This is a genomic window from Xanthobacter lutulentifluminis (genome assembly GCF_043194675.2).
GTDB lineage: Bacteria > Pseudomonadota > Alphaproteobacteria > Rhizobiales > Xanthobacteraceae > Xanthobacter.
This window is the reverse complement of record NZ_CM195525.1, coordinates 2,661,776-2,688,029: the sequence shown is the minus strand read 5'-3', so window position 1 is coordinate 2,688,029 and position 26,254 is coordinate 2,661,776. Positions and strand designations below refer to the sequence as shown.

Here is a 26,254-nt window from a genome sequence, read left to right as displayed (position 1 = left end):
TACCTACAGGCAGGATTGACCGAATGATGCCCAAGGTTGCAGTCTGCATCTGATTTAGTGCCAAATTTGGCAGGAAAGACAAGAAGTAGAGCCTTTTAGAAAAAGTGGCTTAGATGGCCTTCCGCTGAGATGAATATCTCTTCCATTTGAAGAAACACTTATGAATATTATATATTTCTTTTGCCTTGCAGCCCTTCCTATCGCCGGATGCGGGTTCGATGACACCGCTCCCCAATCGAATCCGAAGGCCAAAATACTTGGCGAGGCATCTTGTTCATCAATGCACGGCTATCAGCTGGAAATTCGATCCCATTTCGTGAACGGATTCCCCGCCTTCAACAGTCAGAATTTGTTTCATTTTTATCTCAAATACAACGACCATAGTCGAACGATTTTGGTCACTGAGGGCACCAATCCGGTAGATGTTGATTTGATATGCGATGGTGTAATCCCAGAGATTCAGCTGAGATACGTTCCTGATATTATCGAATACAATCTGAAATGTGACAAATTTTGCGTCAAAATTTCAACGACGGAGCTGCGCTCTTTCCGGGGGTGATCGGCGAAAGAAATGGATGAACAATGAGTTTGCCAATGGCCGAATGAGCAAGAGCCAGTACGATATATATGACAGCGGACTGCAATTGGGGAAGACAATGTATCGACGATTTGTTGATCTCATAAATCAGACATCATCCGAGCGGTCATCGGAATAGACTATTGAAATTATTTTGCAATTGGCAGACGCTCGTCTGACGCATCAATCGCGATCGAAACGAGCGAACCAAAGGAGGGCCTCTGAGAATGAGGGCTTCCCACGGATATTACACATTCGATTTACGTTATTTAGGATCACTCAGAACCCGTCTCTGTCCATTCTCCCTCAGCCATTTCAGGACGCGAGGAACCTGCCTCCTGCGATCGTCGGCGCTGTGAGCCTGCTCGGCGCTGGCTATCAACAAGGTCTCCACCTCCTCCTCTGGCACCCCGCTGTTCCATTCGGCGCAACCGAACCTGAACAAGCCTCTGTCGCCTTCTACAGGAACGCCACCGATGGTCTCCCATTCGTCGATGGCCTCCTCCACCCGACGCCGGAAGCCCAAGAAGCCGATCTTGGTGCTCCGCCGGATCGAACATATCGAAAGGGGACGTAGGGAGAAGTCAGCCCCAATCCCCTCTCTGTTTCGTCCCTGATATATCCTATCAGAGATCGTCCATCCTCAGCCGTTGGGCCAGCCCTTTATGAAGCGCTCGACCTGTTTGCGACGATGCGCAGGCGACGTGGTTCTGTCTGCGGCTTCGTCCAAGATTGGCTTCGCTTCCTCCGCTGGCAACCCGAGCTTCAACAGGTCTTTTGCAAGGCCCGAAATCGCATCATCGCCATGGCGTGCACGAGTGCCAGTCTTATCGAATATTGCCACCGCCTCTTTGACCGCTTCAGTGATCTCGGGAGGCCAGTCCTCGCCTTCGATGAGCAAGGGAACTAGAGGAGGAGAAGACACATGGTGAGGCACCATTTCTAGCCAATGATCGACATCCATGAGCTGGCGATCATCGCCCGTTAAGCCCTCGAAGAAGGATTCCCCTTCATCGGCTTGGCATGGCAGATAGTAGACGTGCACGATGGATTGCCCCGAGCGATCGAAGCCGTGGTTGGCGTATCCCAGATCCTCGACTTCCATCAAGATCGCCTTGTAGAGACGACGATATTCCTCGGGCGACACAACCCTAGATAGAAACACAATTGCGCGCCATTTTTCTCGATCCGGAGTCGAGCTAAATGTATTGGATATAATCATTTTTGCGCTTCCGAAAATGTCCGCAAAATCGCTCCACGATAGGCCGCCACTGTCATTGTCAAGAATGAGCACCCGGGAACCAATGGCGTTGACGGTGCGCCTTGCTTCCTCCAACGAGTTCTTGAACAACGTAAAGTTGTATAGGGGCGTATCTTCTTTTTTCGCGTAACGTTGGCCGTGCGCATCCTTCATGAAGGTGACGACATCTCCAATCGTATTGAAGGTGATAACATGGTTTGCACCTGTCGTTTTCAACGCCTCATACCAATTCATCTTATAAATGATTGATTCATTCGATGTCACGTTATCTCCTCTTATAGAGTTTTCGTGACATGTCATATTGGGGAAGAAAGCGTTATCTTCTACAGGTGCGCTATCCTGTTTCCTGATTTTGTCTCGTTCCCTCTGCGCTCTCTTTCTATCGGTCGCATCGACATGCTGCCTTGGCCTGCCTCTCTTTCCGATTCCCTTAGGTAGTGGTATATCGATACTAACGAGGGTAGCGCCCTGAAAGACCTCGGCCAACCAATCTGCAACTCGTTTATCCGGAACGATCACCATCTTCTTCGTCGTCGATTTCGCATCTCTCAAGGACGATCGCATAAGGGCCTGATAGATGCCGTTGCAATGCATGCCGACATCGATTTCGGGATTGGAGAGCCCAAGATATCGAAGAAAATTCTTATGATTATCATTCGGGTTCAGGGCCGGAAATATGAACGCATTGTCTATGTGGCTGTAGCAGTTGAGCCCGTGGACTGTCCCTCCCAACTTCTTGCCGCCGGCCGCAACGAGAGCGGATGTGTCCATCTCCTTTCCATCGATCATCTTATTTGACTGAAAGATAAATTCCTGCCTTTTGAAGCGCTCGATCGCATAGGCCATAAGAGCGTCGATCAGCTCGGGATATCGCTTGATGATGCCTTTGGAAAATCGCTCGATCGGTAGATAGTGAATCTCCAGTAGATGCCCATTTTGGTGTTGATCGAAATCGAAACCGACTTCGGGATCATTGCGCATAGATGCATAACAGCGGCCGCCATACTCGACGAAATCAACGCCTCGATTGGAAAGAATGAGATAGAAAAACGTTTCCTTGAAACGCGCGGAAAGCACCGTACACGTCTTGAACTTACTCATGACGCTCGTGTTGCGAACGGCATAGACCGAGAGAGTCTTCGTCTTCCCGTTCTTTTCCAGAATGTTGTTAAAATGATCGCGCTTCGCGAACGAGGTCCATCCCTTGGACATCAGTCGCTTTGCCACGTCACGAAAGACCTTCAGAACGTCATCTTCCCCTCCTTTCTTGACGATCGTCTCCAAGGAACGCCTGCCATTCACAGTCAACGGTGCAAAAATACCATTTCCGTAAAGCTCCACGTGATCCGTCAAAAACCCATGCTCTTCGGGCACGTTCAGATTGAACGCCTCTTCCACTTTAGGGCACTCATCGAAAATGAGGTCCCAAGTGTCTGCGCGATGAAAGTGAGGCACCATGTCGAAGGCGGCATGCGTGATCAGAAGCACCTGCCCCCTTTGATCGGCGGCCTTGAAGTGCCTCACGATCGCCGATGCGACATTGGTTCCGCTCGTGGTGTCCTCGTGGATTTTCGTGACGGGAAATGCCTTCCCACATGCATCAACCAGATCGTCGTATGTCTGATTAATCAAAGCCTTGCTCGGCTGAACCAAAAGCACCTTGTGATCCCAACGAACCATCTCGCCGATCTCGGCTCGTACAAATCGTGTCTTTCCAGAACCTGCCGGCTTATCAATATACCTAAACTTCAATTCAATTTCCTTTTTTATGAATTAGACAAATATCGTCGTTCGCGGCCCAATATGGCGACCGCGTTGACTTGGTGAGTTCTGTTCATGAACGCTACTTTTATATCTCGATCCGAGGCCCGGGTCAAGAGGCAATCTTCATAAGCCATTGATAATCAAAGAGACTTTTCTTTTGAAATGAATTTCGTTCCTTATGGTTGCATCGCCTTGGTAAACATATTTTTGGTAGCGCCTTGAATTCGATGGGAAATCGCTCTCGGAGCCTGCGCCATTAACCCTGCGCTGGGAGCTGATCCAGCCGCAGGCAGCGGAGGCCGCACCCAATCCGAGGCGAGCTTGCTGCTTGGTGCCGGATGGGACCCTATGCGAAAGGCCACCACCCGCTTCCTTGGTTTATTGGGCGGAGAGTGCTCATAAGGGACCCATTTTTAGAAAAAGTCAAAGTCGAATCTTATTTTCGTTACCGCCTATTAGTTCAATGGTGTGATTTTGTGGAATCTGTCCAAGTTATTCTTCTAGTTGGCATTACGCATTTCGCGCCAGTGGGCTGATATCGTGGCCTTCTCAACCTCTTTTCTTCTTCTTACCGTCGCTATTTTTCGCTTCCTGCATTGAAGCGGCGGAAATTTTTTCAATTATATCAAATGCCACTGAACCGATTATGGCAGAGAGGTTCTCTAGCTCGTTGGAATTGCTCGGAGCTATAATGAAATCCCATGCACAACGCGCCAGTTCTTTCCGGGGGTCAATTGGAACATCGGGAACGCTGCGAAACCCAATGACTGCTCGTTGTGAATTAACCGGAAAAAATATGCTTTCAACGCCCTCGGTTCCCACGAGTGTGAGCGGCAACCAATCATTTTTGGAATATGCGATTGCAATACAATCACTAAGTATGAGGTTGGGAGTGTCACGGACTTGCCATTCGAATTCTGTTAGTTTACTTGTTCGTATTTGGGGAGCAACCCCTTGCATAAGCGCCTTTCTATGACCCCTTGCCGCTACTTGCGGAATGTTGGGCGCTACCGCGTTCACAACGGACGAAACCATCGACAACAAATTTAGGTGAAGTTGAGGGAACTCCGCCTTAGCTAGGTCAGCTGCAAACTCAACAAAACCTTCCTCCTTGAATCCTCTCTCACGCAGCTCCCGCTCGTGTTCTTTCCAGAATTCCTCGACGGCTTCCCGAACGTGGAAACCGACCTCTGGCCCAGCCAAACCAAGCAGGCTCCGAGCTTCCGCTTGGGTTGCCATGCTATCCGCGAAGTTGGAAAGGGTGCGAGCCATAGCGTGGCCGGCAAAATTGCGGAACTGTGCGTTTCGTATGGTTAGGTGATTTACCGCTTCTGAAGCAAGATCACGGTCAATCGAAGCTCCGTCGACAGTAGATCGCATTGTAGATAGTGCGACACTTAGCTTTTCCTGCTCATAGCGCGTTATCGTGTCGTCGAGGCTCTCATTTGCGTCATTTCCTAACGACGAATAGAATTCTCTTTCCGCTGCTATTCCATCGGTCGGAACAGAAAAGGGAGATTGTCCTTTTTTATATACAAAAACTTTTCTTTTCTTTCCAATCCCCGCGCTCGAAAAACCTTTTAGAAGCATCTGCGGAATGTAGTGCTGCTTTCGACCTGACATGTCCGCGTTCCTCGTCCTCTGCCGATAGGCCCCGCTAGATGCTTCGATTGAGAAGGTTGCGCCGACCTATGACCGATGGAAAGCGGACTCTGATTGCGGCATCACGCCCGAGCAAATGGCGGAGCGTGTGCCCGGACCCGTCATGCAGTTCGTTAAAAGAAGGGAGCTTGAAGGGAAGTGCGCCCAAAGCTCACTCCTCGCCCTTGTCGCTCCACTCCATCTCCTTCTGGTGTCGCACGAGAAGGATCGTCACCCCATCGCCACCGAAGTGGTAACGAGCGACATAGCCGCTATCACCAAAGGGGATGAGCCAGTCCCGGAACTGCTCGGGAAGACCGTCGATCGTTCGGCCCATGTGTGGATGCGCACCAAGGGCACGCACTCCGTCTATGATGGCCTGACCGGCTCTCTTCGCAGCCATCGGATTCTTGGGCTTCAGAAACACCCGCAGCCGTTCAAGGTCGCGGATCGCGGCCGGGGAAAATCTCACTTGCGGCATTGAGGCGCCGGCAGCTCGCTTTCACTTCCCCAACTCGACAACCATTTTTCGACGTCCTCGGCACTCGCGTGCAGACCTGTCGTCTGGAACTCGTCCCATGCCTTGAGGGTGTCCTGTCGCAGGGCCTCGCGCTTTTCCTCGCGCTCCACGTACTGTGCAATCGCTTCCCGCATGATCCAATGGGACGAGCGTCGGCGGACTTCGGCGAGCCGCTGGATGCGCCCTTTCAACTCGTCGTCGAGTTTGATGGATGTTGCCGTTGCCATGCGCAGGCCTCATAGTCAAAGGTATTACCTCTCGCTACTGTAGCCGCTCGATCCCTGTTGTCCACCGCGAATACCCTTTGCCGGGTTTGGATGGGCCTGCCGTTGAGGCTCCACCTCCTGCTTCCTTGGTTTCTTGGAGGGGAGTGTCTTGGAGGGACCCATTGTTCCAAATGGGAAGGTCAAGAGCGGCCGGCATTCACCACCGCTCTTGCGGCATCTCCGGTTGGCGCCAGCACGGCAAGGCTCCAGCGAGGTCCGCGTGTTACCCTGGCGTTACCCGAAATAAGATTCAACAAATCCGCCAGAGCGCGATGCTTAGAAATAAGCAGTAATATCAACCTATTATGAGAGATGTCGGGCGAAAATCGAACCACTGACCTGCGGTTTAGGAAACCGCTGCTCTATCCTGCTGAGCTACCGGGACACGCCCTCCTTCTAGAACGTGCGCGGGCTGGTGGAAAGGGTGGGGCGGAGGGTGGTGGAAAGATCGTGTAAGCACAGTTGATCGGCCCGGACTTCAGGCCGGCGCCGGCTTTCGGTATCCTTGCGGCATGTGGCACAGGCGGCAGGATCGGGACGGGCCCACCGGGGCGGCGTGGGTGGCGGGAACGTCCGGTGCAGGGGGAGTGCCCCTCGGTGGCGCGGCACGCCATCAGGCGCCCCGCCGCGCGAAAGGGACGGCGCGGTCCATTGTCCCGCCGGGGGCGGCAAGCCGCCGCGAGACCATCTGTCCGGACACGATTGCACCCGCAAGGCCCGATTGCACGCCGGCGCGGCGGCCGGCGCCGGCGATGCGCGCCGCTTCTGCCGCTGGAGCCGTCGGCCTTCTCGCTGCGCTGCTCGTTTGCGCGACCCCGGGTTTTGCCGCACCGCCCGCGACCGAAAGCGCCGCCCCGTGCCCGGTGACGGGCGAGATGTCCACGAGCGCGACCTCGCCCGCCCCGGTTGCCGGTGCCTGGGTGCCCGCGGCGTGGACCGAGGCCGGCGCGCTGGCGCTTTCCGACGGCCGCCGGCTGGTGCCGGAGGGCATCGCCCTGCCCTCGCGCCTCTCGGCCGACGCCCAGATGGCACAGGCCGCGGCGCGGGCCGGGTCCGCAGCGCTGGACGGATGCGCGGTGCGCCTCGCGGATGGCCCGACCGACCGCCACGGACGGCGGGCGGCGGCGGCGGTTGCGCGCTGTCCGGGCGCGAGCGCGAGCGAGGACCTTGCCGTGGTGCTGCTGCGGGCGGGCGCCGGCTATGCGCGCCCGGCGGCGGGCGATGCGGCCTGCCGGGCGGAGCGGATGGCGGCGGAGGATGCGGCCCGGACGGCGCGGCGCGGCCTGTGGGCGGCGACGGGGGCGATCGCTCCGGCCAACGACGAGGCCGCCATGGCGATCCACGCCGGCCTGTTCACCGTAGCAGAGGGACGGGTGCTTGCCGCCGGCGGAACCCGGGAGCGGATCTACCTGAATTTCGGCGCAAGCTGGCGGCAAGATTTCACAGTCATGATCGCGAGGGAGGATTTCGCCACAATCTTGGGCGATAGCCTCGATCCGGCCCTGTTGCGCGGCACCCTGATGCGGGTGCGCGGCGTTGTCCGTACCGATGGCGGGCCTGCCATCACGGTACGGCAGGCAGGGGAGATCTCGCGGCTTTCCGATGCGGGCGCGTCCCGCCGGCGCCGCGGCGGCGAGTGAAACGGGTGCGCGAGGTGCGGGTGCACGAGGCGAGGCAGCAAGGCCCCGGAGGGGGTGCGGCAAGGCGACTGGCGGACGGGCGTGCGCGGCGCGCGCGCATGCGTGCCCTTGCCTGGCTGGCGCCGCTGCTGCTGCCGCTCTGGCTCGGCGCCTGCGCCGGCATCGACCTCGACCAAGCGAGCGTCCCGCTCACCTCCGCCTCCGCCGCCTCCGAGTTCGCCGACATGTCGCCGGCCCAGCGACGCGAGCATGAACGGCTGGTGGCGAGCTATGGCGGCGCCTATGACGACCGCGAGCTCAAGGCGCTGATCCAGCAGGTGGTGGAGCGCCTGGTCGCCGCCTCCGAGCGGCCGGACCTGAAATACCGCGTGACGGTGCTGAACTCGCCCGCCATCAACGCCTTCGCCCTGCCGGACGGCTCGCTGTACGTCACGCGCGGGCTCCTGGCGCTCGCCAACGACACGTCCGAGCTGTCCTCCGTGCTGGCGCACGAGATGGCCCACGTCATCGCCCGCCATGCCACCATCCGCGAGGATCAGGTGAAGCAGGCGGTGCTGGTGAGCCGGGTCATCTCCGACGTGGTGAACGATCCCGACCTCGGCGCGCTGGCCATGCAGAAGAGCCGGCGCACGCTGGCCTCGTTCTCCCGCGGGCAGGAGCTGGAGGCGGACGCCATCGGCGTGGGCATCGCCGCGCGCGCGGGCTTCGATCCCTATGGCGCCTCGCGCTTCCTGACCGACATGGGCCGATTCGGCGACATGAAGAGCGCGGCCCTGTCCGGCTCGTCCTCCACCACGCCGGACATGGACTTCCTCTCCTCCCATCCGGCCACGCCGGAACGCATCTCCATCGCCATCGCCAACGCCCGCCAGTATGCGGAGGGCGGCAAGGCCACCGACGGCGAGCGCGACCGCACCGCCTATCTCACCGCCATCGACGGCATGGTCTATGGCGACGATCCCAAGGAAGGCTTCGTCCGCGGGCGGCGCTTCTTCCATCCCAAGCTGGGCTTCACCTTCACCGCGCCCGAGGGCTTCTCGCTGGAGAACACCTCCCAGGCGGTGCTGGGCGCTACCTCCACCGGGCGCGAGGCGCTGCGGCTCGATGCGGTGCGCGTCGCGCCCGACCAGTCGCTGGCGCAGTATCTCTCCTCCGGCTGGGTCGAGGGGGTGGAGATCAACACGGTGGAGACCCTCACGGTGAACGGCTTCACCGCCGCCACCGCCATCGCGCGCGGCGACCAGTGGTCGTTCCGCATGTTCGCCATCCGCTTCGGCTCGGATGTCTACCGGCTGATCTTCGCCGCCCGCGAGCTGACCCCGGAGCTGGACAAGCAGTTCCGCACCGCCGCCGACACCTTCCGCCGCGTCTCCTCCGGCGAGGCGGAGACGGTGAAGCCGCTGCGCGTTCGCATCGTCCAGGTCGGCCTCGGCGACGGGGCGGACAAGCTTGCCGCCCGCATGCAGGTGCCCGACCGGCAGGTGGAGCGCTTCCTGATCCTGAACGGTCTCGAGCCCAACGCCCGGCTGAAGTACGGCGACAGGGTCAAGATCATCGCCGAATGAGCGGGCGCGCGCCGGCGCGGCGCGACCACGCGGGAAGTTGATCGCCCGCAAGCGGGCCGCGCCCGGCCCCCTGCTATGATGCCGCCTCCCGGAAGGGGAGGAGACGATGTACCGCAACATCCTCGTCGCCACCGACGGCTCGGCCTTGTCCGGCCTCGCGGTGGATCAGGCCGTCGATCTCGCCGCCGCCCTGCGTGCGCGCCTCGTGATCATGACCGTGTTCGAGCCGTTCCACCTGCTCACCACCGATGCCGAGGAGATCGCCGACACTGAGGAGGAATATGCCCGCCACATGAAGCACCGCGCCGACGGCATCCTTGCCGCCGCGGCCCAGAAGGCGGCGGTCCGCGGCGTGGAGGCGGCGCAGGTGCAGGTGGAGGCGAACCTGCCCCATGAGGCCATCGTCGCCACGGCCACGCGGCACGGCTGCGACCTCATCGTGATGGGGTCGCACGGACACAGCAGCCTGTCGGCGCTGGTGCTGGGCAGCGACACGCTGGAGGTGCTCAACCACTCCAGCCTACCCGTGCTGGTGGTGCGGGCGCCGGCGAACGCGGCGGCCTCCGCCGCCTGAGTCCCGGCCCGCCGCCTTCGCCCGCTACCGTCCCGTCGCCGCGGGCGCGGCGGAAGATGCGCGCCGCGGGGCGCGGGGCCTTGCTTTTCAGGACCTGCTGGACTATCTGAGCCCGGTCCGAGCCGCGCTCCCCAAAAGGTGGGAGCCGCCCGGGCGGGCCGGGGTAACGCGGGATACGCGACCCCTTTCGTCGGAGGCAGCCCGCCCTGGCTTTCGCTGAGCGCGCATCGCGACACCGAATTTCCTATGCCCGTACCGCCCGGCTCAGCGCCGGCCCGCCGGTCTTGCCGGCGGCCGTTCGCCGTTTCCATTGGAACGGCGGACACCCCGAGCGGCTGCGGGCCTCGCAACGCGAGACGCCGGCGCAACTGAAGTCTGGAGTGTGAATGTCCGCCGTAGAAACCACCCGTGAGGATTTCGCCGCCCTGCTCGACGAGAGCTTCGGCCGCGCCGACGTGAACGAGGGTGCCGTCGTCAAGGGCATCGTGGTCGCCATCGAGAAGGATCTGGCGATCATCGACATCGGCCTGAAGACGGAAGGCCGCGTGGCCCTGCGCGAGTTCGCCGGCCCGGGCCGCGAGAGCGCCATCAAGGTGGGCGACGAGGTCGAGGTCTATCTCGAGCGCGTCGAGAACGCCATGGGCGAAGCCGTCCTCTCGCGCGACAAGGCGCGCCGCGAGGAGAGCTGGATCAAGCTCGAGAAGGCCTTCACGGCCAACGAGAAGGTCTTCGGCGTGATCTTCAACCAGGTCAAGGGCGGCTTCACCGTCGACCTCGACGGCGCCGTGGCCTTCCTGCCGCGTTCGCAGGTGGACATCCGCCCGATCCGCGACGTCGGCCCGCTGATGCACAACCAGCAGCCGTTCCAGATCCTCAAGATGGACCGCCGCCGCGGCAACATCGTGGTCTCCCGCCGCACCGTGCTGGAAGAGACCCGCGCCGAGCAGCGCCACGAGCTGGTGCAGAACCTCGAGGAAGGCCAGGCCATCGACGGCGTGGTGAAGAACATCACCGATTACGGTGCGTTCGTTGACCTCGGCGGCATCGACGGCCTGCTGCACGTCACCGACATCGCCTGGCGCCGCGTGAACCACCCGACCGAGGTGCTCAACATCGGCCAGACGGTGAAGGTCAAGATCATCAAGATCAACCACGAGACCCACCGCATCTCGCTCGGCATGAAGCAGCTTCTGGGCGATCCCTGGGAGGGCATCGAGGCCAAGTATCCGGTGGAGGCCCGCTTCAAGGGTCGCGTCACCAACATCACCGACTACGGCGCGTTCGTGGAGCTGGAGCCCGGCATCGAGGGCCTCATCCACGTCTCCGAGATGTCGTGGACCAAGAAGAACGTCCACCCCGGCAAGATCGTCTCCACCTCCCAGGAGGTCGAGGTTCAGGTGCTGGAAGTGGATTCGGCCAAGCGCCGCATCTCCCTCGGCCTCAAGCAGACCCTCCAGAACCCCTGGGAGGCCTTCGCCGAGAAGTATGCCCCCGGCGCGGTGGTGGAAGGCGAGGTCAAGAACAAGACCGAGTTCGGCCTGTTCCTCGGCCTCGACGGCGACGTGGACGGCATGGTCCACCTCTCCGACCTCGACTGGAACCGTCCGGGCGAGCAGGTGATCGACGAGTACCGCAAGGGCGACATGGTCAAGGCCGTGGTGCTCGACGTGGACGTCGAGAAGGAGCGCATCTCCCTCGGCATCAAGCAGCTGGCCGGCGATCCCTTCGCCGAGGCTGGCGATGTCCGCAAGGGCGCTGTCGTTACCTGCGAAGTCACCGACGTGAAGGACGGCGGCATCGAGGTGAAGCTGACCGGCACCGACCTCTCGGCCTTCATCAAGCGCTCCGAGCTCGCCCGCGACCGCAACGACCAGCGCCCCGAGCGCTTCTCGGTGGGCGACAAGCTGGATGCCCGCGTCACCCTGTTCGACCGCAAGGCGCGCAAGGTGCAGGTCTCCGTCAAGGCGATGGAAATCGCCGAGGAGCGTGAGGCCGTGGCCCAGTTCGGCTCGCAGGATTCGGGCGCTTCGCTCGGCGACATCCTGGGCGCCGCGCTCAAGCAGCGCGCCGAGGCCGACAAGGAAGACTGATCGCCACGCCGGCCCCGGCCGGGCGGGAGATCCCTTCAGCAAAAGGAAAGGGCCGGTGCGCTGCACCGGCCCTTTTTTCGTGTGCCCGTCCGTTTCGTGTGCCCGTCCGTTTCGTGGGGCCGTCCGTTTCGTGGGTCCGTCGGCCGGCGGGGCCGGGGCGCGGGCCTCAGTTCAGCCGCAGCAGGAACCGCCGGTTCACCGCCTGGAGCGGCCGGGCATTCATGGGGAAGATGGCGCGGAAGGCCGCGATGTCCGCCTCCGCCACCTGGATCGGCTCGGCGAACACGTTCCAGTCCACCACTTCCGAGCAGGGCGGCGTGGTGAGCGAGCCTTCATAGCGGTAGGTCGCCGAGGAGGCCGGCAGGAAGGCGCTCGGATCGAGCTCCGCCTTGCCGTCGCCCTTGGCCGCCGCGGCCATCACCGTGGAAAACGCCGCGTTGGCCTTGCCGGGCACCATGAACACGCCCGCCACCAGGAGGCTGCCATCCGGAGCGGCATGGACGAAATGCGCTTCCATGGCCGTGCGCTGGCCGTTGACGGCGTGCTCGCTCGGCGCGTGGAAGTGGAACTGGCGCAGGGCGTACGTCTTGTCGCCCATGCGCGCGGTGCCGGCGTCCGCCCCGGCGTTGGCCTGGATGGTGTGGCCGTTGTTGACCACGGTGAACGCCTCCGGCTTCCACGACAGCTTCGGCCCGGAGCCGGCCGCCTGCACCGAGCCCTCAAGATTGATGGGCGATTGCTGGTTGCCGAGCGAGCAGGCCTTGAATTCGGTTTCCAGCGTGCCCCATTCCTCGGGCCCGCCGTGGCCCTCATAGCTCCAGTGGGCGCCGGCTGCGCGGGCGGCCCCGGCGCAGAGCGGGCACAAGGCAAGCCCGGCGAGCAACGAACGACGATTGAATTTCATGTTTTCCCCCTAGACTCGAACCGTCCGGTGGCGAGACGCTAGCAAATCGGCGTGACGCATCAATGCAGCACCGCATTTTGGCGCGCCTTGCTTGCATGAACCTCGCAGAGGGGACCGCCAGCAGCGGGACTCAGCCCTGTTGGACGGTATTCCAAGCCGCGACCAGCCCTGCCAGCTGCGCCGCCGGATCCTCCGCCCGCATCACCGGCCCCATCACCGCGAGCCCGGCCGCTCCTGCCTGCCGGCAGAGCGCGGCAGTGGTCGCGTCCACCCCGCCGAGCGCGATCACCGGCACCGGGGCGGCGGCAATGAAGGCGGCGAGGCCCTGCGGCCCAAGGGCCGGGCCGTAGCCGGGCTTGGAGGCGGTGAGGAATACCGGGCTGGCGGTGATGTAGTCCACATCCGCCGCATCCACCCGCGCCGCATCCGCCACGGCGTGGATGGACAGGCCCACCAGCGCGTCAGGCCCCAGCAGCGCCCGCGCCGCGCGTGCGTCCGCGCCATCGGGCAGATGGACGCCATCGGCGCCGGCAGCGCGGGCGAGACCCGCCGGGCCGTGAAGGGTCAGGATGGCGCCGAACGGACGGGCCGCGTCCCGCAGGCGCGCGAACAGGGCGATCTGCGCCTCGGGGGCAAGATCCTTCTCGCGCAGGCTCAGCCAGCGGCAGCCGCCGGCGCAGGCCGCCGCAACCACGTCCGCCAGATCGCCCCGCGCCTGCGTGCGATCGGTGATGACGAGGAGCGGCGGATCTGGCAGGCGGGGCACGGCCCGGCGCCCCGCCTCAGCTCCCCACCAGCCCGAATTCGGGGCTGGAAGCCTCGGCGTGCAGCTTCTTGGGAATGCGGCCGGACAGGCGGGCGAGGCGGCCGCCTTCCACGGCGTGACGGAACGCGGCCGCCATCCGCACCGGATCATGGGCCTTGGACACGGCGGTGTTGAGCAGCACCGCCGAACAGCCCAGCTCCATGGCGAGCGCGGCATCGGAGGCGGTGCCGATGCCGGCATCCAGCACCACCGGCACCGGCGAGCGGGCGCAGATCAGCTCGATCATGTGCGGGTTGGCGATCCCGAGGCCGGTGCCGATCATGGAGCCGAGCGGCATCACCGTGGCGGCGCCGAGATCGGCCAGCTTCTGGCAGGTGACGGGATCATCGTTGCAGTAGGGCAGCACCACGAAGCCGCGCGCCACCAGGTCTTCGGTGGCCTGCAGCAGCTCTTCCACATTGGGATAGAGCAGCTCGCGGTCGCCGATGACCTCCAGCTTCACCCAGTCCGTCTCCAGCGCCTCGCGCGCCAGCTCGGCGGTGAGCACGGCATCCTTCGCGGTCTGGCAGCCGGCGGTGTTGGGCAGGATGTGGACGCGACCCGAGAGGAGGTCCGTCAGGCTCTCCTCATAGCCGGCGAGGCTGATGCGGCGGATGGAGGCGGTGGCCATTTCGGACCCGGAGGCCTCCAGCGCATCCAGGAACACCTTCTGGTTGGGATAGCCCGCCGTGCCCAGGAACAGGCGCGACGTGAAGCTGCGCCCGGCGATGACGAGGGGATCGGACGATGCGGTCATTCTGCTTCTTCCCGGCGCACGATGCGGCGCCTTTCCGGTGTTTCTTCCCCGGCGCCGGCGCGGGCGCCCTGTTGGTGCCGCCGGATGCGGGGCGGCGGTGGTCCCTGTCCTGAGGCAAGGCGACGCCGGACCTTCCGGCTGCCCGAACGCCTGCTCCGATCCCGACGCCGGCACCGCCGGACCTTCGGGTACGGCGCCGTTGGCCCGACGCCGGCAGATGCAGGCGGGGCGGCCAGCCGCCCTTGCACCCGCCCTTTGCCGGGGCGCTCACCCGCCCTGCTTGGCCTCGATGATCTCCACCGCGTCACCGGCGGCGAGCGGCGCCTCGGCCCAGGTGCGGCGGGGAACCACAGCGCCGTTGACGGCGACGGCGATGCCCTTGCGCTCGGGATCGAGGCCCTTGGCGCGCAGCAGGTCGGCCACGCTCGCCGCAGCATGGGTCTCGGCGGCGCCATTCACCTTGAGCGGCAGCGTGTCCATGGGTCTCACTCCGCCGCCGCGCGCGGGCGGAAGCGGTCCGGCCCGAACGGGGCGGCCACCTGAGCCATGCGGCCGTTCAGGACGTAGTCGGCAATCACGTCGGTGGTCACCGGCAGCAGCAGGATGCCGTTGCGATGGTGGCCGGTGGCATGGACCAGACCGTCCACCTCGCCGCTGGGACCGAGAATGGGTGCGTCATCGCGGCTGCCGGGCCGGAAGCCGACCCACTGCTCGAGGATCGACAGCTCCTCCAGCGTCGGCAAGGCGCGCCACGCATTGGTGAGCAGCGCCAGCTGGCCGCCGGCGGTCAGGTCCGGGTCGAAGCCCTTCTCCTCGGTGGTGGCGCCGATGATGAGGCGGCCGTCGCGGCGCGGAACCAGATAGGCGCTCGGCGCCCACAGCACGTGGGAGAGAATCGGCGCGGCCGGGTCCATGCGCAGCGCCAGCATCTGCCCCTTGATGGGGCGCACCGGCAGCGGCGCGGCGGGGGCGATGTCCACCCCCCGGCTCCAGGCGCCGGCGGCCAGCACCACCACGTCGGCGGGATGCAGCGTCTCCCCCGCGAGAACGCCGCGCACGCGGCCTCCGGCCGTCTCCACCCGCGCCACCGGGGTGTGCTCGAAGATGCGCGCGCCGGCCTTGCGGGCGGCCACGTCGAGCGCCGCGGCCACCTTGCGGTTGTCCACCTGATGGTCTTCCGGCGTGAAGATGCCGCCGGCGAGGCGCGGCGCGAGATAGGGCTCGCGCCGGCGCACCTCGGCGGCCGAGAGCCATTCCACCGGGAGGCCGAGGCCGGTCTGGAAGGCGAACAGATGCTTGAGCCGCGCAAGGTCGTCGGCGGTGAGGGCGATGGTGAGGGTGCCCTCGGTGCGCAGGTCCACGCTCTGCCCGGAGGCCGCCTCCAGCCCGGCGGCGAAGGCCGGCCACAGGGTCTGGCTGGCGCGGTTGAGGGCGAGCAGGCCCTCCTCCCCCGGCTCGGCCTCGGCGCAGGCGGCGAGCATGCCGGCGGCGGCGCGGCTCGCGCCCTGCCCCACGGCGCCGGCGTCGAACAGCTCCACCGGGCAGCCCGCCTCCGCAAGGCGCCAGGCCAGCGCAAGGCCGATGACCCCGCCGCCGACGATGGCGACGCGCGGACGCGCCTTCCCCGCCGCAGCGACGCCGGAGGATGTGGAAGACGGTGACAGAACGGACGACAAGCTCTCGCTCATCGGCATCTCCCTACGCTGGCATGATCCAGACAGGTTCGATGGGTGTGATCTCAGCCGCGCATGATGCGTGGCACCCCAGGCCGTTCTGGTATTATCCATGCCTTGCACCGGATCGCAAGCATCCCGGCAAATCATCGGGCCGCGTCCCGCCGCCCGGAACACGGAGGAGACCTCATGCTGAAGCTCTATTGGGCGCCGCGCACGCGCGCCTTCCGCATCCTGTGGCTGCTGGAGGAGGCGGGCCTGCCCTACGAGCTCGAGCTGGTGGACATCCGCGCCGGAGCGCAGGACACGCAGGCGTTCCGCCGCATCAATCCCATGGGCAAGGTGCCGGCGCTGGCGGACGGCGACGCCCATGTGAGCGAAAGCGGCGCCATCTGCGCCTATGTGGCGGAAAAGGCGCCCCATCTCGCCCCGCCGGTGGGCGATCCGCTGCGCGCGCGCTATCTCACGCTCCTGTTCTTCTCCTCCGGCTGCGTCGAGGCGGCCTATGTGCAGCGCATGGCGGGGGTGAACCTGCCCAAGGTCTCGGCCGGCTGGGGCAGCTTCGATCTGGTGATGGATGTGATCGACCAGTCGCTTGCCAACGGCCCCTGGCTGCTGGGCGATCGCTTTTCCGCCGCCGACGCCATGCTCGGCCTCGACCTGTGGTACGGCATCCACCTGCTCAAGGCGGTCGAGCCAACCCCCCGCATGGCCGACTACGTGGCGCGCCTCGCCGCCCGCCCGGCCTTCCGGCGGGCCGAGGCCATCGAGGCGGAGACGCTCGCCGCCGCCCCGACTGCCAGCTAGAGCCTTTCCGAACGGGGCCGATGCCGGACTGCGCGAGCGAGGAGGCGGATCGCAAGCCCCGGGTGGCATTTGCGTGCATCGATGGAAATGCGGAAGCGCCGGCTCCGCCTGCCACGGATGCATCACGGATACATGGCGGGGCCGTCCGCTTCAGCTATGCTCGCGTCATGCGTCCGGTGTTCTCCTTCCTGCGCCGCGTCCGCCACGGCATGACGCTCGGCGTGCGCGTGCTTGCCCTCGATGGCGCGGGGCGGGTGCTGCTGGTACGCCATTCCTATGTGGCCGGCTGGCACCTGCCCGGCGGCGGCGTGGATCTGGGCGAGAGCGCGGAGACCGCCGCCCGCCGCGAGCTGCGCGAGGAGGCGAACGTGGAGGCCGAGGGGCCGCTCAGCCTCGCCGGCGTCTATTTCAATCCGCGCGTGGGCGGGCGCGACCATGTGGTGCTGTTCCGCGCCGAGCGCCTGGCCATCGGCCCGCGTCCGGAGCGGAACCTCGAAATCCTCGCCACCGGCTTCTTCGCGCCCGACGCCTTGCCGGAGGACGTTTCCCCCGCCACCATGCGCCGTCTGGCCGAATGGCGCGGCGCGCCGGCAAGCGACATGTGGTGAGCCTGCCCGGGATGCACCCGCGGCGGCGCTGTCCGGACGTACGCCTTGCCAAGGCGGCGGCGCCTGCTTAAGTCCGGCCCATCATCCCGTCCGCCCGGCGCGGGCGCCCCGCGCCCCGGTTCGCCGCGAACACCCGCGCCAAGGAGGCCCGTCATGTCGCTCGACGCCGAACAGATCGTCGAACGCCGCCGGCTGCGGCGGAAGATCACCTTCTGGCGCACGCTCGGCGTGCTCGCCGTCATCGCCGCGGTGGCGGTGGGCGTGGGCGCGGTGGTCGGCGGCGGCGTGCCGTCGAGCTCGCCGCACATCGCCCGCGTCACCATCGGCGGCATCATCCGCAACGATCGCGAGCGGGTGGAGCTGCTGGAGGAGATCGGCCGCTCGCGCGCCCGGGCGGTCATCCTCTCCATCGACAGCCCCGGGGGCACGGTCACCGGCTCCGAGCAGCTCTATGACGCGCTGCGCCGCCTCGCGGAGAAGAAGCCCGTGGTGGCGGTGGTGGAGGGCATCGCCGCCTCCGGCGCCTATATCGCGGCGCTCGGCGCCGACCACATCGTGGCCCGCCGCAACGCGCTGGTGGGTTCGGTGGGCGTCATCTACCAGTATCCCAACGTCACCGACCTGCTCAAAAGCGTGGGCGTGACGGTGGAGGACATCAAGTCCTCGCCCCTCAAGGCCTCGCCCAACCCCTACACGCCTACCACGCCGGAGGCCCGCGCCGCGGTGGATTCGCTGGTGCGCGACAGCTACGCCTGGTTCAGGGGGCTGGTGGGCGAGCGCCGCAAGCTCTCCGACGACAGGCTGACGCAGGTGGCCGATGGCCGCGTGTTCACCGGCCACCAGGGCCTGGAGCTGCAGCTGGTGGACGAGCTGGGTGACGAGCGCACCGCCCGCGCCTGGCTCGCCCGCGAGAAGGGCATCCCGGAGACGGTGCGCGTGCGCGCCTGGCGCAGCCGCGAGGTGGGCGACGAGTTCGGCTGGCTCATGGGCGCGGTGCGCGGAGCGGTGGCGGCCCTCGGCTTCCCGCAGGCCGCCGCCCTTCTGACCGATGCCGCCCGCAGCGCTCTGGAAAGCACCCAGCTTGACGGTCTTCTGGCCCTCTGGCACCCTCGCACCGGTGGGTGATAAATGCTCTCCTAAGAGCTTGGCGTTTCAGCAATAAACGCGCCCGCCGCGTCCGGGGCAACACTCCGGGCCGGGGTTCTGCGGACGGTTCTCGAGGGAAAAGCTGCCACCATGATCAAGTCCGAGCTCGTCCAGAAGATCGCCGAGGCGAACCCGCACCTCTACCAGCGGGACGTGGAAAACATCGTCAACGCCATCCTGGAGCAGATCGCCTCCGCGCTGGAGCGCGGCGACCGGGTGGAGCTGCGCGGCTTCGGCGCCTTCTCGGTGAAGAAGCGCGACGCCCGTGTCGGCCGCAACCCGCGCACCGGCAAGCAGGTGGACGTCTCCGAGAAGACCGTGCCCTATTTCAAGACCGGCAAGGAGATGCGCGAGCGTCTCAACACCGGAAAGTAGGCCCGCCGTGGGACGCTTCCTCACCCTCCTCATCGGCCTGCCGCTCTCCATCCTGGCGGTGGCGCTGGCGGTGGCGAACCGCAAGCCGGTGACGCTCTCCCTCGACCCGTTCAACCCCGAGGCGCCGGCCCTGGCGGTGAGCCTGCCGCTGTTCGCGGTGGTGTTCGGCGCGCTGATCGTCGGCGTCATCGCCGGCGGAACGGTGGTCTGGGTGCGTCAAGGCCGGGCGCGCCGGGAAGCGCGTGCCGCCCGCAAGGCGCTGAAGCAGGCCGCCGCCGCGGCTCCCCCCGCCTCGCCGGCCGTCGCCGGCCTGAGCCTGCCCGCGCCGCGCTGATCCACCTGCGCTGATCCACCTGCGTTGATCCACCTGCGCCGGTCCGCCTCGGAGCGCCACCGGCGGGTGCCGCGACAGCGTGCGGGCCGCTGGCTTCCGGCCATGGACCGCATCGTGCCTTCACCAGAGGGAGTTTTCGGCCCGTGAGGCGGCGGCGCTCCGCGTCCGGCTCGGCCGAGACGGGCGATCAGTGACCCGGCCGCCGAGCCGGAGCCCGCTCCTCCCGGATGCGCTCGGCACGCTCGATCAGATACTTCGCCACCAGCGTGAACAGCGCGACGCCCGCCAGAACAGTCGCGGCGGCGAAGGCGGCGAGCACGTGGCTGTCCTGGTAGAGCAGCTCGATCTGCAGCGGCAGGGTGGACGTCTTGCCGCGGATGTTGCCCGATACCACCGATACCGCCCCGAACTCGCCCATCACCCGCGCGTTGCACAGGGCCGCGCCGTAGAGCAGCGCGAACCGCACGTTGGGCAGAGTGACGAGGCGCAGCACGTCGAAGCCCGAGGCGCCAAGGCTCACCGCCGCCTCCTCCTCGTCGCGGCCCTGCGCCATCATCAGCGGCACCAGCTCGCGCACCACGAACGGGGCGGTGACGAACAGGCTCGCGAGGATGATGCCCGGCACCGCGAACATCACCTTGATGTCGTGCGCCTCGAGCCACGGGCCGAACAGGCCCTGCGCGCCATAGACGAACAGGTAGGCGACGCCGGCCACGATGGGCGACACCGAGAACGGCAGCTCCACCAGCGCCAGGAGCACGTTGCGGCCGGGGAAGGTGAACTTGGTGACGGCCCAGGCGGCGGCGATGCCGAAGGCGATGTTTACCGGCACGCACACCAGCGCCACCACCACGGTGAGATAGATGGCGTGCAGCGTGTCAGCGCGCACGAGCGCATCGAGATAGGCCGGAAGGCCGCGCGCGAAGGCTTCCGCGAAGATCACCGAGAGGGGCGCGATGAGCGCCACCGCCGTGGCGCCGAGCACCAGCGCGAGCAGCACCGTGCGCGTCGCCCGGCCGTCGCCGACCCGCACCCGGCGGCGATTGAGGGGAGCGGCCATGTCAGCCCTCCCCCATGGCGTAGCGCTGGTGCCAGGCCTGCACCGCATTCACCACCAGCAGCATCGCGAAGGCGAGCGCCAGCATGGTCACCGCGATGGCGGCGGCGGCCGCATAGTCATATTCCTCCAGCCGGATGAAGGTGAGCAGCGCCACGATCTCGGTGCGGAACGGCTGGTTGCCGGCGATGAACACCACCGCGCCGAACTCCCCCAGCGAGCGGGCGAAGGCAAGGGAGACGCCGGCGAGGAAGGCCGGGAAGATGGTGGGGAAGATCACCGACCGGAAGATGGTGAGGTCCGAGGCGCCGAGTGTCGCCGCCGCCTCCTCCAGCTCCGGCTCCATGTCCTCCAGCACCGGCTGCACGGTGCGCACCACGAACGGGATGGAGGTGAACGCCATGGCGCAGGCGATGCCGGCCGGCGCATAGGCCACCTGGATGCCCCACTGCGCCAGCGGCGCGCCGAACCAGCCGTTCTTGGCGAACAGGGTGGTGAGGGCGAGGCCAGCGACCGCCGTCGGCAGGGCGAAGGGCACGTCCACCAGCGCATCGAGCAGCCGCTTGCCGGGAAACTCGTAGCGCACCAGCACCCAGGCGAGGCCGAGGCCGTACACCGCATTGAACAGGGCGGCAGCGGCCGCGGTGGTCAGCGTCACCTGGAACGAGGCCAGGGTGCGCGGCGAGGTCATGATGGCGAAATAGCGCGCGAGGCCCACGTCCGCCGCCTTCAGCACCAGCGCCCCGAGGGGCAGCAGCACGATCAGGCCGAGATAGAGCAGCGTCAGGCCCAGCGACAGGCGGAAGCCGGGAATGACGCTGCGCGGGGTGCGGCCGACGCCGGCGGGCGAGGCGGTACGGGGGAACATATCGGCGGTCCTGTCGGGCCCCGCCTCCCCCGCCATGGCCGGACCGGCGGGCGAGGGAACGGGCCGGTCGGCACGTTCGGTCGCGGCACGGCCGCGGGGCGAGGAAACGTTATGGCGTGGATGACGCGAAATGTCATGCCGGCGGCGGGTAAAAACGAAACCACACGACATGCACGTTGATTGCGGACACAAAAAAGGGCCGCGCCGGCGGCCCTCTTCCCTCCCGCGGGAGCCGGGCTCAGAAGCCCGGCAGGTCGAACTGACCCGGCAGCGGCCAGCGGATGCCGGTGATGGGACCGGGACCGGCCGCGCCGCCCTGGCCGTAGCCCGGATAGAACCAGCCCGGCGGCAGCGCATAGTCGAGGTAGGAGCGCGAGCCGGGCTTCACCACATTGCCGGGGTCCAGATAGGAGCGGCGGGTGATCTCGACGCGGTTGCGCTTCTTCACGGTGGTCTGGGCTTCGGCGTGGTCCGCCGACGCGAGGGAGACGACACCCGTCACGGCCACGGCGGACGTCACCGCGAGCGCCACCCGGAACGCAGCAGCGAAGGTGATGTACGGCGCGAAACGCATGGCAACCTCCCGAAACGGCATAGCGGCCGCCCCTGCCTCAATTAGGACACTCTCCGCGCCCGTGCAAGAAAACGCGACCCGGCAGGAGGATGTTCCCCCCGCAACGCCTCCGACGCGTTGCGCTGGCGCAACAGTCCGTCGCCCGGCAAAGCCCCGGGGGCGCATCTGCGCGGGCGGGCGCGCGAATCATCCTTTGCATGGACGGACCATTCGGCCTAAAAGCTCCCCTCCGGTCACCAAGGGCCGGCAGATCCCGAGGAATATCATGGGTTACAAGGTCGCCGTCGTCGGCGCCACGGGCAACGTGGGCCGGGAGATCCTCTCGATCCTCTCCGAGCGGGGCTTCCCCGCGGATGAGGTTGTGGCGCTCGCCTCGCGCAAGTCGCAGGGCGTCGAGGTCTCTTACGGTGACAAAACCCTGAAGGTGAAGGCGCTGGAGACCTACGACTTCTCCGACACCGACATCTGCCTGATGTCGGCCGGCGGGTCCGTGTCGAAGGAGTGGTCGCCCAAGATCGGCGCGCAGGGCTGCGTCGTCATCGACAACTCGTCGCAGTGGCGCATGGACCCCGACGTGCCGCTCATCGTTCCGGAAGTGAACGCGGACGCCATCACCGGCTTCTCGAAGAAGAACATCATCGCCAATCCCAACTGCTCCACGGCGCAGCTGGTGGTGGCGCTGAAGCCGCTGCATGACGCGGCGACCATCAAGCGCGTGGTGGTCTCCACCTACCAGTCCGTCTCCGGCGCCGGCAAGGACGCCATGGACGAGCTGTTCACCCAGACCCGCGCCATCTTCGTCTCCGATCCGGTGGAGCCGAAGAAGTTCCCGAAGCGCATCGCCTTCAATCTCATTCCGCAGATCGACGTCTTCATGGACGACGGTTTCACCAAGGAAGAGTGGAAGATGGTGGCCGAGACCAAGAAGATTCTCGACCCCAAGATCAAGCTCACGGCCACCTGCGTCCGCGTGCCGGTCTTCATCTCCCATTCCGAGGCAGTGAACGTGGAGTTCGAGAAGGAGCTCTCGGCCGAGGACGCGCGCAAGATCCTGCGCGAGGCCCCCGGCATCCTCGTCATCGACACCCGTGAGCCGGGCGGCTACGCCACCCCCCACGAGGCCGCCGGCGAGGACGCGACCTTCATCTCGCGCCTGCGCGACGACCCGACCGTCGACAACGGCATCGCCTTCTGGTGCGTGTCGGACAACCTGCGCAAGGGCGCGGCGCTGAACGCGGTGCAGATCGCCGAGGTGCTGGTGAACCGCAAGCTCATCACCGCCCGCTCACGCGCCGCCTGACCGGCGTCCGGGCAAACCGACACGAACGGCCCTCCCCCGCGGAGGGCCGTTTGCGTTTCAGGACCGTGCGAAAAACCCGTCTCAGCCGCTCTCGGCCGGGGTCCGGCGCTTCCCGCGGCCGGAGCGCTGCGCCAGCGCCACCACCAGGGCCACCGCGGCGGCGAACCCCAGCGTCTCGAGGTCCGGCACCTCGCCATTGATGGGCCAGGCGAGGCCCACCGTCACGAAGGTCTGCAGCAGCTGCACCTGGCCCACCCGGGCGATGCCACCCAGCGCCAGTCCGGCATTCCAGAAGAAGAAGCCGATGAACTGGCTGAACAGCGCCAGATAGAGCAGGGCCGCCCACGAGGTGTCGCTCACCACGCGCTCCCACGGAAAGGTGAGGAGCGCCAGCGGCGCCGTGATGGGCAGGCTGAAGATGAGCATGAAGGCGATCACCTCCCACCCCGCCATCTGCCGCGACAGGCGCCCGCTGACGCCGTAGCCGGCGGCGCAGATCACCACCGCGAGGAACAGCAGGGCATCGCCGGCCCCGAGCCCGCCCGCCGCGCTGTTGCGGAGCGCGAACGTCACCACCAGCGCCCCGCCGGCCGCGCTGGCCACGAACAGGCCGAGGCTCGGCCGCTCGCCGGCGAACACCATGGCGGCGATGGCGGTGCACAGGGGCAACAGCCCGAGCACGATGCCGCCATGGGCCGCCGGCACGGTCTGGGTGGCAAGGCCGATGCAGATGGAAAAGCCGAAGATCAGCGTCGCGCTGGCAATCGCGAGGTCGCGCAGGGTGCGCGGCGAATCCACCGGCCACGGGCGGCCCATGGCCAGGATGACGGCGAGCGCCACGACCCCCGCCAGCGCCGCGCGCCCGAAGCTGATGAACCACGGACTGAGATCGGCGAGGGCGAGCCGCGTCATGGGCAGCGTGGCGCCGAACATGACCACGGCGACGAGGCCGAGCAGGATGCCCGTGTGGGCGCGACGATCCATGGCGCCTCTGGGGAGGGAGCGGGAGAGGCCCGACTTGTATGGGCTCGGCGCCCGCGCGAACAGCAAATCCGGCTGATGGGCCCATCAGCCGCCGTGATGGATGCGGCGCGCGGGCCGATCCCGCCGCGCGAAGCAGGACCCGCCGCGCGAAACAGGACCCGGGCGGGCGGGACCAGCGCCCCGCACCTGTGGAGAGGGCTCGCACAATCGGGGGTGAACTGGCGGCGGACCGCCGCTATGGTGGCGCGCGCCCGCTGGCGGGCGAGCCAACGAGTGATGCCATGACCCAATCCCAGCGCCCCGGCCACGACGTGGACCCGAAGCTGCTCGAAATCCTGGTGTGCCCCCTCACGAAGGCGCCGCTGGACTATGACCGCGAGCGGCAGGAGCTCGTCTCCCGCGCCGCCCGCCTCGCCTACCCCATCCGCGACGGCATCCCGATCATGCTCGCGGACGAGGCCCGCAAGCTCGACGAGAGCGAGCTGAACCGCTGAGGCGCGGTCCGGCGGGCCGCGCGCCGTCCGGTCGGCCGGCTTCGCAAAAGGGATCCGGGCCGGGACACTCCCACGGCAGCCCGGGTGCAACGGGCTGAATCGCATTCACGCCCGGCTGCCGATCCTGCGATCCGATGGCCCGCCCAATTGGCGGCCGCGGGACTGCGGCCGAGCGCCGGACGCGCGGCGGGCGTCCCGATCGCAGGCGGCCTCAGAGCGCCTCGCCGCGCAGCAGCTTCGGCACGGCGCCGGTGAGGCCGGCGGCATCCTTGATGAACAGGCCCTTCAGGCGCGGCAGGCGGTCGACGAGGCCGAGGCCCACGTCGCGGATCGCCCGAAGCGCGTCGGAATGGTTGGAGAACAGGCGGTTGAGGCCGTCCGTCGCCACCCCCATGGCCAGCGTGTCGAACCGCCGCCAGCGCTGGTAGCGCTCCAGCACGGCGGGGCCGGCGAAATCGAGGCCCACGCGGGCGGCGTCCGTCACCGCCTCCGCCAGCGCCGCCACGTCGCGCAGGCCCATGTTCAGCCCCTGGCCGGCGATGGGATGGATGAGGTGGGCGGCATCGCCCACCAGCGCGAGGCGCTCGCCGATGAAGCTGCGCGCCATGGCGAAGCCGAGCGGGTAGGCCTTGGGCTTGGTCACCGGCCGCACCCAGCCGAGGCGATGGCCGAAGCGCTGCTCCAGCTCCTCCTGGAACACCAGCGCGGGCAGCGCCACGATGCGGGCGGCATCCTCGGTCCGCTCGGTCCAGACGATGGACGAGCGGTTGCCGGGCAGCGGCAGCACCGCGAACGGGCCGGCGGGCAGGAAATGCTCCTCCGCGCGACCCTCGTGCGGGCGCTCGTGCTCGACGGTGAAGGTGATGCCGCTCTGCCCGTAGCCCCAGGCCACGTTGGCGATGCCGGCCATGCCGCGGATGCGCGATTTCGCGCCATCGCACGCCACCAGCAGCTGCGCGGCGAGCGGCAGGCCCGATGCCGCGGCGAGCGTGACCCCGTTGCGATCGGTGGTGAAGCCATCCACCGCCTCGGCCCGCAGATCGATGCCGGCGGAGCGGGCGGCGGCGAGCAGCGCCAGTTGCAGGTCGGCGTTGGGCACCATGTGGGCGAATGGCTCGCCCGGCTGCACGTCGCCGTCGAAGGTGAGGAAGGTGGGCCGCGCCATGTCGCGGGTGCGGCTGTCGGTCACCACCATGGTGCGCATGGGCTGCGCGCTGGCCGCCACATGGTCCCACACGCCGAGCACGGTCAGCATGCGCCGCGCGCCGGCGGCGATGGCCGAGCAGCGGCCGTCGTCCACGGTGCCGCGGGCGATGAACGGGTCGAACAGCACGATGTGGGCGTCGCCCCCCAGCCCCTGCCGGAGCGCCAGCGCGAGGCTGAGCCCGGCCAGCCCGCCGCCGACGATGGCGACATCGGCGCGCGGCGCGGTCCCGGCGGCGGCGAAGCCGTTCGCGGCCTCGGCCATCGACATGTTCACGGAGCCCATCCCTTCACTCCTCGCCCTGTGTCCGGCCCCGCGCAGCGCGCCATGGGGCCGCCGGGCGCCCCGGGCGCCCATCGTATACGGAAAGCATCTCACGAATTGGGGTTGACGCGAGCGGTTGCGCCGTGGCGTCCTCGCGCCTCCCGTCCGTTTCCGCCCGAGCGCCCCGCGCGCCGGCTTTCAG

At 66.3% G+C, this 26,254-nt stretch carries 25 protein-coding genes and 1 riboswitch; of the genes, 11 read left to right on the top strand and 14 right to left on the bottom strand.

What is annotated here, in order from left to right:
- Nucleotides 1–1,220: 1,220 nt before the first annotated feature.
- From V5F49_RS12300 to V5F49_RS12285, 4 genes are all read right to left on the bottom strand, one after another.
- On the bottom strand, nucleotides 1,221–3,518 hold the full coding sequence (locus tag V5F49_RS12300; protein WP_394115525.1) for a hypothetical protein: 2,298 nt from the start codon (nucleotides 3,516–3,518) through the stop codon (nucleotides 1,221–1,223).
- 633 nt (nucleotides 3,519–4,151) lie between these two features.
- The gene (locus V5F49_RS12295; protein ID WP_394115526.1) at nucleotides 4,152–5,225 is read right to left on the bottom strand and encodes a DUF4238 domain-containing protein; all 1,074 of its coding nucleotides are present in this window, start codon (nucleotides 5,223–5,225) and stop codon (nucleotides 4,152–4,154) included.
- Nucleotides 5,226–5,415: 190 nt separating this feature from the next.
- A complete protein-coding gene (locus V5F49_RS12290; RefSeq protein ID WP_394115527.1) occupies nucleotides 5,416–5,724 on the bottom strand; it encodes a type II toxin-antitoxin system RelE/ParE family toxin in 309 nt (102 codons plus the stop codon).
- Entirely contained in the window at nucleotides 5,712–5,990 is a 279-nt protein-coding gene (locus V5F49_RS12285; RefSeq protein WP_394115528.1) for a CopG family ribbon-helix-helix protein, read from the bottom strand. Before V5F49_RS12285 ends, V5F49_RS12290 begins: the two co-directional genes overlap by 13 nt.
- Before the next feature lie 626 nt (nucleotides 5,991–6,616).
- On the opposite strand from V5F49_RS12285, the gene V5F49_RS12280 reads away from it, so the two are divergent.
- From V5F49_RS12280 to rpsA, 4 genes are all read left to right on the top strand, one after another.
- Entirely contained in the window at nucleotides 6,617–7,669 is a 1,053-nt protein-coding gene (locus V5F49_RS12280; RefSeq protein WP_394115529.1) for a hypothetical protein, read from the top strand.
- 98 nt (nucleotides 7,670–7,767) lie between these two features.
- On the top strand, nucleotides 7,768–9,234 hold the full coding sequence (locus tag V5F49_RS12275) for a M48 family metalloprotease (RefSeq protein WP_394115530.1): 1,467 nt from the start codon (nucleotides 7,768–7,770) through the stop codon (nucleotides 9,232–9,234).
- Nucleotides 9,235–9,340: 106 nt separating this feature from the next.
- Nucleotides 9,341–9,808: a universal stress protein gene (locus tag V5F49_RS12270; RefSeq protein ID WP_394115531.1), complete on the top strand. Its 468-nt coding sequence runs from the start codon at nucleotides 9,341–9,343 to the stop codon at nucleotides 9,806–9,808.
- 386 nt (nucleotides 9,809–10,194) lie between these two features.
- Entirely contained in the window at nucleotides 10,195–11,898 is a 1,704-nt protein-coding gene (gene rpsA / locus V5F49_RS12265; RefSeq protein WP_394115532.1) for a 30S ribosomal protein S1, read from the top strand.
- A gap of 166 nt (nucleotides 11,899–12,064) precedes the next feature.
- On the opposite strand, the gene V5F49_RS12260 is transcribed toward rpsA, so the two are convergent.
- The 5 genes from V5F49_RS12260 to thiO all read right to left on the bottom strand — a co-directional run bounded on the left by V5F49_RS12260 (nucleotide 12,065) and on the right by thiO (nucleotide 16,052).
- A complete protein-coding gene (locus tag V5F49_RS12260) occupies nucleotides 12,065–12,802 on the bottom strand; it encodes a carbonic anhydrase (protein ID WP_394115533.1) in 738 nt (245 codons plus the stop codon).
- Nucleotides 12,803–12,932: 130 nt separating this feature from the next.
- On the bottom strand, nucleotides 12,933–13,568 hold the full coding sequence (locus tag V5F49_RS12255; protein WP_394115534.1) for a thiamine phosphate synthase: 636 nt from the start codon (nucleotides 13,566–13,568) through the stop codon (nucleotides 12,933–12,935).
- Between the two features lie 16 nt (nucleotides 13,569–13,584).
- On the bottom strand, nucleotides 13,585–14,364 hold the full coding sequence (locus V5F49_RS12250; protein WP_394115535.1) for a thiazole synthase: 780 nt from the start codon (nucleotides 14,362–14,364) through the stop codon (nucleotides 13,585–13,587).
- A 267-nt stretch (nucleotides 14,365–14,631) separates the two neighbouring features.
- Complete coding sequence (thiS, locus tag V5F49_RS12245; protein WP_394115536.1) at nucleotides 14,632–14,844, bottom strand: sulfur carrier protein ThiS; 213 nt, start codon at nucleotides 14,842–14,844, stop codon at nucleotides 14,632–14,634.
- A gap of 5 nt (nucleotides 14,845–14,849) precedes the next feature.
- Nucleotides 14,850–16,052 carry a glycine oxidase ThiO gene (gene thiO / locus V5F49_RS12240; protein WP_394115537.1) on the bottom strand — a complete coding sequence of 401 codons (1,203 nt, stop codon included), beginning with the start codon at nucleotides 16,050–16,052 and terminating at the stop codon, nucleotides 14,850–14,852.
- Nucleotides 16,041–16,140, bottom strand: a riboswitch (TPP riboswitch). (Overlaps the previous gene by 12 nt.)
- An 86-nt stretch (nucleotides 16,141–16,226) precedes the next feature.
- Here thiO and V5F49_RS12235 point away from each other — a divergent pair.
- From V5F49_RS12235 to V5F49_RS12215, 5 genes are all read left to right on the top strand, one after another.
- Entirely contained in the window at nucleotides 16,227–16,844 is a 618-nt protein-coding gene (locus V5F49_RS12235) for a glutathione S-transferase family protein (protein ID WP_394115538.1), read from the top strand.
- A gap of 167 nt (nucleotides 16,845–17,011) precedes the next feature.
- Nucleotides 17,012–17,452 carry an NUDIX domain-containing protein gene (locus V5F49_RS12230; protein ID WP_394115539.1) on the top strand — a complete coding sequence of 147 codons (441 nt, stop codon included), beginning with the start codon at nucleotides 17,012–17,014 and terminating at the stop codon, nucleotides 17,450–17,452.
- Between the two features lie 153 nt (nucleotides 17,453–17,605).
- Nucleotides 17,606–18,577: a signal peptide peptidase SppA gene (sppA, locus tag V5F49_RS12225; protein WP_394115540.1), complete on the top strand. Its 972-nt coding sequence runs from the start codon at nucleotides 17,606–17,608 to the stop codon at nucleotides 18,575–18,577.
- A gap of 111 nt (nucleotides 18,578–18,688) precedes the next feature.
- The gene (gene ihfB, locus V5F49_RS12220) at nucleotides 18,689–18,973 is read left to right on the top strand and encodes an integration host factor subunit beta (RefSeq protein ID WP_024277130.1); all 285 of its coding nucleotides are present in this window, start codon (nucleotides 18,689–18,691) and stop codon (nucleotides 18,971–18,973) included.
- Between the two features lie 7 nt (nucleotides 18,974–18,980).
- Nucleotides 18,981–19,307, top strand: coding sequence for a lipopolysaccharide assembly protein LapA domain-containing protein (locus V5F49_RS12215; protein WP_394115541.1), 327 nt, complete (start codon nucleotides 18,981–18,983; stop codon nucleotides 19,305–19,307).
- Nucleotides 19,308–19,494: 187 nt separating this feature from the next.
- On the opposite strand, the gene cysW is transcribed toward V5F49_RS12215, so the two are convergent.
- The 3 genes from cysW to V5F49_RS12200 all read right to left on the bottom strand — a co-directional run bounded on the left by cysW (nucleotide 19,495) and on the right by V5F49_RS12200 (nucleotide 21,806).
- Nucleotides 19,495–20,367 (bottom strand): sulfate ABC transporter permease subunit CysW, encoded by an 873-nt coding sequence (gene cysW / locus V5F49_RS12210; RefSeq protein WP_394115542.1) that lies wholly within the window; start codon nucleotides 20,365–20,367, stop codon nucleotides 19,495–19,497.
- Nucleotide 20,368: 1 nt separating this feature from the next.
- On the bottom strand, nucleotides 20,369–21,232 hold the full coding sequence (gene cysT, locus V5F49_RS12205) for a sulfate ABC transporter permease subunit CysT (protein ID WP_394115543.1): 864 nt from the start codon (nucleotides 21,230–21,232) through the stop codon (nucleotides 20,369–20,371).
- Nucleotides 21,233–21,470: 238 nt separating this feature from the next.
- Nucleotides 21,471–21,806, bottom strand: a complete 336-nt coding sequence (locus tag V5F49_RS12200; protein WP_394115544.1) for a hypothetical protein — start codon at nucleotides 21,804–21,806, stop codon at nucleotides 21,471–21,473.
- Between the two features lie 265 nt (nucleotides 21,807–22,071).
- Between V5F49_RS12200 and V5F49_RS12195 the strand changes: the two genes are divergently transcribed.
- On the top strand, nucleotides 22,072–23,106 hold the full coding sequence (locus V5F49_RS12195; RefSeq protein ID WP_394115545.1) for an aspartate-semialdehyde dehydrogenase: 1,035 nt from the start codon (nucleotides 22,072–22,074) through the stop codon (nucleotides 23,104–23,106).
- Nucleotides 23,107–23,187: 81 nt separating this feature from the next.
- On the opposite strand, the gene V5F49_RS12190 is transcribed toward V5F49_RS12195, so the two are convergent.
- The gene (locus V5F49_RS12190) at nucleotides 23,188–24,090 is read right to left on the bottom strand and encodes a DMT family transporter (RefSeq protein WP_394115546.1); all 903 of its coding nucleotides are present in this window, start codon (nucleotides 24,088–24,090) and stop codon (nucleotides 23,188–23,190) included.
- 281 nt (nucleotides 24,091–24,371) lie between these two features.
- Between V5F49_RS12190 and V5F49_RS12185 the strand changes: the two genes are divergently transcribed.
- Nucleotides 24,372–24,584, top strand: a complete 213-nt coding sequence (locus V5F49_RS12185) for a Trm112 family protein (RefSeq protein ID WP_394115547.1) — start codon at nucleotides 24,372–24,374, stop codon at nucleotides 24,582–24,584.
- 211 nt (nucleotides 24,585–24,795) lie between these two features.
- Here V5F49_RS12185 and V5F49_RS12180 read toward each other — a convergent pair whose 3' ends face one another.
- Nucleotides 24,796–26,058 carry a ubiquinone biosynthesis hydroxylase gene (locus V5F49_RS12180; protein WP_394115871.1) on the bottom strand — a complete coding sequence of 421 codons (1,263 nt, stop codon included), beginning with the start codon at nucleotides 26,056–26,058 and terminating at the stop codon, nucleotides 24,796–24,798.
- Between the last annotated feature and the right edge of the window lie 196 nt (nucleotides 26,059–26,254).

What these genes read in the sequence shown, in the direction of transcription:
- V5F49_RS12295 (WP_394115526.1), bottom strand. Translation starts at nt 5,225, where the DNA reads ATGTCAGGTCGAAAGCAGCACTACATTCCGCAGATGCTTCTAAAAGGT.
- V5F49_RS12200 (WP_394115544.1), bottom strand. Translation starts at nt 21,806, where the DNA reads ATGCGTTTCGCGCCGTACATCACCTTCGCTGCTGCGTTCCGGGTGGCG.
- ihfB (WP_024277130.1), top strand. Translation starts at nt 18,689, where the DNA reads ATGATCAAGTCCGAGCTCGTCCAGAAGATCGCCGAGGCGAACCCGCAC.
- V5F49_RS12185 (WP_394115547.1), top strand. Translation starts at nt 24,372, where the DNA reads ATGACCCAATCCCAGCGCCCCGGCCACGACGTGGACCCGAAGCTGCTC.
- thiS (WP_394115536.1), bottom strand. Translation starts at nt 14,844, where the DNA reads ATGGACACGCTGCCGCTCAAGGTGAATGGCGCCGCCGAGACCCATGCT.
- cysW (WP_394115542.1), bottom strand. Translation starts at nt 20,367, where the DNA reads ATGGCCGCTCCCCTCAATCGCCGCCGGGTGCGGGTCGGCGACGGCCGG.
- thiO (WP_394115537.1), bottom strand. Translation starts at nt 16,052, where the DNA reads ATGAGCGAGAGCTTGTCGTCCGTTCTGTCACCGTCTTCCACATCCTCC.
- V5F49_RS12235 (WP_394115538.1), top strand. Translation starts at nt 16,227, where the DNA reads ATGCTGAAGCTCTATTGGGCGCCGCGCACGCGCGCCTTCCGCATCCTG.
- cysT (WP_394115543.1), bottom strand. Translation starts at nt 21,232, where the DNA reads ATGTTCCCCCGTACCGCCTCGCCCGCCGGCGTCGGCCGCACCCCGCGC.
- V5F49_RS12180 (WP_394115871.1), bottom strand. Translation starts at nt 26,058, where the DNA reads ATGTCGATGGCCGAGGCCGCGAACGGCTTCGCCGCCGCCGGGACCGCG.
- rpsA (WP_394115532.1), top strand. Translation starts at nt 10,195, where the DNA reads ATGTCCGCCGTAGAAACCACCCGTGAGGATTTCGCCGCCCTGCTCGAC.
- V5F49_RS12285 (WP_394115528.1), bottom strand. Translation starts at nt 5,990, where the DNA reads ATGGCAACGGCAACATCCATCAAACTCGACGACGAGTTGAAAGGGCGC.
- V5F49_RS12270 (WP_394115531.1), top strand. Translation starts at nt 9,341, where the DNA reads ATGTACCGCAACATCCTCGTCGCCACCGACGGCTCGGCCTTGTCCGGC.
- sppA (WP_394115540.1), top strand. Translation starts at nt 17,606, where the DNA reads ATGTCGCTCGACGCCGAACAGATCGTCGAACGCCGCCGGCTGCGGCGG.
- V5F49_RS12300 (WP_394115525.1), bottom strand. Translation starts at nt 3,518, where the DNA reads ATGGTTCGTTGGGATCACAAGGTGCTTTTGGTTCAGCCGAGCAAGGCT.
- V5F49_RS12260 (WP_394115533.1), bottom strand. Translation starts at nt 12,802, where the DNA reads ATGAAATTCAATCGTCGTTCGTTGCTCGCCGGGCTTGCCTTGTGCCCG.
- V5F49_RS12230 (WP_394115539.1), top strand. Translation starts at nt 17,012, where the DNA reads ATGCGTCCGGTGTTCTCCTTCCTGCGCCGCGTCCGCCACGGCATGACG.
- V5F49_RS12190 (WP_394115546.1), bottom strand. Translation starts at nt 24,090, where the DNA reads ATGGATCGTCGCGCCCACACGGGCATCCTGCTCGGCCTCGTCGCCGTG.
- V5F49_RS12275 (WP_394115530.1), top strand. Translation starts at nt 7,768, where the DNA reads ATGCGTGCCCTTGCCTGGCTGGCGCCGCTGCTGCTGCCGCTCTGGCTC.
- V5F49_RS12290 (WP_394115527.1), bottom strand. Translation starts at nt 5,724, where the DNA reads ATGCCGCAAGTGAGATTTTCCCCGGCCGCGATCCGCGACCTTGAACGG.
- V5F49_RS12250 (WP_394115535.1), bottom strand. Translation starts at nt 14,364, where the DNA reads ATGACCGCATCGTCCGATCCCCTCGTCATCGCCGGGCGCAGCTTCACG.
- V5F49_RS12195 (WP_394115545.1), top strand. Translation starts at nt 22,072, where the DNA reads ATGGGTTACAAGGTCGCCGTCGTCGGCGCCACGGGCAACGTGGGCCGG.